This window comes from Streptomyces odonnellii (assembly GCF_000981895.1).
Taxonomy (GTDB): Bacteria; Actinomycetota; Actinomycetes; order Streptomycetales; family Streptomycetaceae; genus Streptomyces; species Streptomyces odonnellii.
Genome location: NZ_LATD01000538.1, coordinates 1 through 5,206, shown reverse-complemented (window position 1 = coordinate 5,206; position 5,206 = coordinate 1). Strand labels below are relative to the sequence as shown.

5 protein-coding genes are annotated in these 5,206 nt (G+C 71.1%); 4 read left to right on the top strand and 1 reads right to left on the bottom strand.

The features are described 5' to 3' along the window. Window positions 1-881: alpha/beta hydrolase family protein (locus WH07_RS34655; protein WP_079023805.1), on the bottom strand; the 881-nt coding region annotated here is incomplete at its 3' end. Between the two features lie 297 nt (window positions 882-1,178). On the opposite strand from WH07_RS34655, the gene WH07_RS34650 reads away from it, so the two are divergent. From WH07_RS34650 to WH07_RS34635, 4 genes are all read left to right on the top strand, one after another. After that, a complete protein-coding gene (locus tag WH07_RS34650) occupies window positions 1,179-2,081 on the top strand; it encodes a response regulator transcription factor (protein ID WP_232789166.1) in 903 nt (300 codons plus the stop codon). Between the two features lie 24 nt (window positions 2,082-2,105). After that, complete coding sequence (locus tag WH07_RS34645) at window positions 2,106-3,131, top strand: LacI family DNA-binding transcriptional regulator (protein ID WP_046508983.1); 1,026 nt, start codon at window positions 2,106-2,108, stop codon at window positions 3,129-3,131. Window positions 3,132-3,240: 109 nt separating this feature from the next. Then, a complete protein-coding gene (locus WH07_RS34640; RefSeq protein WP_046508981.1) occupies window positions 3,241-4,284 on the top strand; it encodes a S1C family serine protease in 1,044 nt (347 codons plus the stop codon). A gap of 164 nt (window positions 4,285-4,448) precedes the next feature. After that, window positions 4,449-5,206, top strand: a 758-nt coding sequence (locus WH07_RS34635; RefSeq protein WP_063775884.1) for a response regulator transcription factor, incomplete at its 3' end; no start/stop codon positions are given.

Here is a 5,206-nt window from a genome sequence, read left to right as displayed (position 1 = left end):
CCCCGTGCCCGCCCCGTCGGCCCCGCCAGCCACTCCGCGATCCGTCGCAGCAGCGCCTCGTCCGCCGCGTTCTCCGCGTGCCCCATGCCGGGTTCCAGCCAAAGTTCCGCAGGTCCCGCCCCTCGTCCCGCCGCCGCGCCCGCGGCGGCCGCCAGCATCCGCGGATGGTCCAGCGGGAAGTACGGGTCGCGGTCGCCGTGGACGACCAGCAGCGGGGTCGGCGCGATCAGCGGGACCGCCTGGACCGGCGACAGCGGCACCGGATCCCACTCCCGGTGGTGGATACGCGTATGCAATCCGAAGCGTCCGACGAGCCGTCCGGCGGGCCGGGTGACCACCCAGTGCAGCCGCCGCATCGGCGCCGTTCCCCGGTAGTACCAGCGCGCGGGAGCGCTTACGGAGACCACCGCGTCGGTCCGCGCATCCGTGCGCCCCCTGTGCAACGCGGCGTGCCGAAGCGCCACCGAGCCGCCCATCGAGAACCCCACCGTCACCACCCGCCGGTGCCCGAGCGAGCGTGCCCACGCGACCGCCGCCGCCAGATCCAGCACCTCCCGGTCGCCCACCGTGGAGCGTCCGCCGGAGCCCCCATGACCCCGGAACGAGAACGTCACCACCGCCGCACGCTGGGCGAAGACCCGCGCGACCCGCCGTACCGCGGGCCGTTCGACCCAACCTGTGAAGCCGTGCGCGACCACGATCGCGGTCCCTCCACCGGCCCCCTGCGGACCGCCGGAATCCGGGGCGATACCCGCCGTACACGGCTCGTACACCGACTCGATGGGGACCCCGTCCGCGGTCCTGAGCATGGTGCGCCGGGCACCCGACCCGGCAGAGTAATCAGATGATCTGCGGGATTGACCAGATGATGCGGTACGCATGTGGGTTATTCTGCTTCGAAGAGGATCCGGGCAACGCAGCCCCCGGGTCCTTTTGTGTTTCCGGTTCGTTGTTACAGACAGATGACACAGCGATACCGGGCAGTATCAAGCGGTAGTACTGAGTTGCGCGGTCCTGGTACCGCGCCGCAGCACTACCGAGCAGTGCCGCATACGTCCTCGCAGGGACCGAGGAGGAACTGACGTAATGGGCAAGCGAACCGCGCACCACGCGTACGACCCGAATGACCGCAGTCCGGGCGCCGTCGACCGCGTTCCGGCCGGGGTGGGTGAGCGGCGATGAGTTCTCTGCTGCTCCTCACCAACGCACTCCAGCCCTCGACGGAGGTGCTGCCGGCTCTCGGGCTTCTGCTCCACAATGTGCGGGTGGCCCCCGCGGAGGGGCCCGCGCTCGTCGACACCCCCGGTGCCGATGTGATCCTGATCGACGGCCGGCGCGACCTTCCGCAGGTGCGGTCGCTCTGCCAGCTCCTGCGGTCCACCGGACCCGGCTGCCCGCTGATCCTGGTGGTCACGGAGGGCGGGCTGGCCGCGGTCACCGCGGACTGGGGGATCGACGACGTCCTGCTCGACACGGCGGGTCCGGCCGAGGTCGAGGCCCGGCTGCGGCTCGCGATGGGCCGCCAGCAGATCTCGACGGACGACTCCCCGATGGAGATCCGCAACGGTGATCTGTCGGTCGACGAGGCCACCTACAGCGCGAAGCTCAAGGGGCGGGTCCTGGACCTGACCTTCAAGGAGTTCGAGCTGCTCAAGTACCTCGCGCAGCACCCCGGCCGGGTCTTCACCCGGGCCCAGCTCCTCCAGGAGGTCTGGGGGTACGACTACTTCGGCGGTACGCGCACGGTCGATGTGCACGTACGGCGCCTGCGCGCCAAGCTCGGCCCCGAGCACGAGTCGCTGATCGGGACCGTACGGAACGTCGGCTACCGCTTCGTCACCCCGGAGAAGTCCGAGCGCGGCGCGGAGAAGGCCGAGCGGAGCGCGGGTACGGGTGCCGGCGCCAGCACCGGCGCCGGTGCTGCTGCCGGTGCCGAGGAGGCGGGCCGGGCGAAAGGATCCGTCGCCGATGGCTCCCGCGCCGAGCCGCGGCACGGGCGGACGGGCGAGCACGGACGTACGGTTTCGGCCACCGAACTGGACGCTGTACAGGAACCTGCCGGACAGCCTGCCAAGCGGTAGGTCACCACGCGTAGACTGCCGCGCGTGGCCAAGGTGACGCGGGACGATGTGGCACGACTGGCGGGTACGTCGACCGCTGTCGTCAGCTACGTCATCAACAACGGACCCCGGCCGGTCGCCCCGGCCACGCGCGAGCGGGTGGTCGCCGCGATCAAAGAGCTGGGCTACCGCCCGGACCGGGTCGCCCAGGCGATGGCCTCGCGGCGGACCGACCTGATAGGGATGGTCGTCCCCGACGCCCGGCAGCCCTTCTTCGCGGAGATGGCGCACGCGGTGGAACAGGCCGCGGCCGAGCGCGGGAAAATGGTGCTCGTCGGCAATTCCGACTACCGGGACGAGCGCGAGGTCCACTATCTGCGCGCGTTCCTGGGGATGCGGGTCTCCGGGCTGATCCTGGTCAGCCAGGGGCCGAGCGAGCGGGCCGCCGCCGAGATCGAGGCCTGGGACGCGCGGGTGGTGCTGCTGCACGAGCGGCCCGAAGGCATCGACGACGTCGCGGTCGTCACGGACGACATCGGCGGCGCGCAGCTCGCCACCCGTCATCTGCTGGAGCACGGTTACGAGTACGTGGCATGTCTCGGCGGCGTCGAGTCCACCCCGGTCGTCGGCGACCCGGTGACCGACCATGTCGAGGGCTGGCGGCGGGCGATGCTGGAGTCGGGCCGGTCGGTGGAGGGCCGCCTGTTCAAGGCCCCGTACAACCGGTACGACGCGTACCGGGTCGCGCTGGACCTGCTCTCGGGCCCAGACCGGCCCCCGGCGCTGTTCTGCGCGACGGACGACCAGGCGATCGGCGTACTGCGGGCGGCCCGCGAACTGCGGCTCGACGTCCCGGGCGAACTTGCGGTGGCGGGCTTCGACGACGTAAAGGAAGCCGGTCTCACCGATCCCCCGCTGACGACGGTCTCCTCGGACCGCCCGGCGATGGCACGGGCGGCGGTGGACCTGGTGCTGGACGACGGCCTGCGGCTGGCGGGCTCGCGACGGGAACGGGTGAAGCAGTTCCCGTCGGCGCTGATCGTGCGCCGGTCTTGCGGGTGCGGCGGGTAAGGAGCCTGGGGCCGGGTCCTGCGGCCCTTACATGGGGCATACACCGTTTTGTTGGGCTTCTCAGGACGTCCTCAGCCCGTTCTCATCTCGCGCGCCGACAGTCGATTCCATGACCGACTACCACCGCAGCAGCGGCGACGCAGACAGCACGCAGCAGCAGCCCAACGGCGGGTTCCCGGGACCGGCGGCCTACCCGCCGCCGCCCGCGTACGGTCCCCCCGCCCCGCCGACCCACCGCGGCCGGGGCCGCGCCCGTACGCCCGGCACGCTCCTCGCGGCGGTGGCGCTCGCCGCCGCGGTCGTCGGCGGCGGCACGGCCGCCCTGGTCGGGCAGTACTCCGACGACAGCACGGGCACCACCGCCGCCGGCATCGTCAGCGGCACCCCCGTCTCGCAGAGCAGCAAGGGCACCGTCGCCGGGGTCGCCGCGGCCGTGTCCCCCAGCATCGTCGAGATCAACGCCAGCTCGACCGGCGGCGAGTCCACCGGCTCCGGCGTGATCATCACCTCCGACGGCGAGATCGTCACCAACAACCATGTCATCAGCGGCGCGTCCACGGTGAAAGTGCAGCTCAGCACCGGCAGGACGTACAACGCCAAGGTCGTGGGCACCGACGCCGACAAGGATCTCGCGCTGATCAAGCTCGACGGCGCGAGCGGCCTCAAGGCGGCCACCCTCGGCGACTCCGGCCGGCTCAAGGTGGGCGAGGGGGTCGTGGCGATCGGCTCCCCCGAGGGCCTGACCGGCACGGTCACCAGCGGTATCGTCTCCGCGCTCGACCGCGATGTCACCGTCGCCAAGGAGCAGGACCAGGGCCAGGGCGACGGCCAGAGCGCGAACCCGTGGCAGCAGGGCGGCGGCGGAAACTGGCCGTTCGAATTCGGCGGGCAGCAGTTCAACGGCGACACCGGCTCCTCGAAGACCACGTACAAGGCGATCCAGACCGACGCCTCGCTCAACCCGGGCAACTCCGGTGGGGCGCTGATCGATATGAACGGACAGATCATCGGCATCAACTCCGCGATGTACGCGCCGAGTTCGGCATCGGTCGACGCGGGCTCCAGCGCGGGCAGCGTCGGCCTGGGCTTCGCGATCCCGATCAACACCGTCAAGTCGGACCTGGCCGCGCTGCGCGACGGGGGTACGAACTGATCCGGTTCGCCGGGATCCGCTCCCCGGGGGCACCCAGCACGGCAACGCCCCCGGCCGTGCGACGCTGATAGCACCGGTACGAGCCGACGAGCACCGGTACGACCGGCGACCGGCCCGACGAGAACCCACAAGAACCCACGAGACATCCACGAGGTAGACGAGATATGAGTCCCGCCGAAGGCGATCCGCAGAGAATCCTGATCGTCGACGACGAACCCGCCGTACGCGAGGCCCTCCAGCGGAGCCTCGCGTTCGACGGGTACGGGACCGAGGTCGCCGTCGACGGCGTCGACGCCCTCGCCAAGGCGGCCGCGTACAGCCCGGACCTGATCGTTCTCGACATCCAGATGCCCCGCATGGACGGTCTGACCGCGGCCCGCCGCCTCCGGGCCGCCGGTTCGAAGGTCCCGATCCTGATGCTGACGGCCCGCGACACGGTCGGCGACCGGGTCACGGGGCTGGACGCGGGCGCCGACGACTACCTGGTCAAGCCCTTCGAGCTGGACGAGCTGTTCGCCCGTATCCGCGCCCTCCTGCGCCGCAGCTCGTACACGACGGCCGGCACGGCCGACGGCCGGCCGGAGCACGATGTCCTGGCCTTCGCCGATCTGCGCATGGACCTCACCACACGCGAGGTCACCCGCGGCAGCCGCCGGGTGGAGCTGACCCGTACCGAATTCACGCTGATGGAGATGTTCCTCGCGCACCCCCGGCAGGTGCTCACCCGGGAGCAGATCCTCAAGGCGGTCTGGGGCTTCGACTTCGAGCCGAGTTCCAACTCGCTGGACGTGTATGTGATGTATCTGCGCCGCAAGACGGAGAGCGACGGCGAACCACGCCTGGTGCACACGGTGCGCGGAGTCGGCTACGCGCTGCGAGCGGACAGCGGCGCGGGGGGTGGTACAGGGGGCAGTACGGGTAG

Coding starts and splice junctions, on each gene's coding strand:
- WH07_RS34640 (WP_046508981.1), top strand. CDS start 3,241: ATGACCGACTACCACCGCAGCAGCGGCGACGCAGACAGCACGCAGCAG.
- WH07_RS34650 (WP_232789166.1), top strand. CDS start 1,179: ATGAGTTCTCTGCTGCTCCTCACCAACGCACTCCAGCCCTCGACGGAG.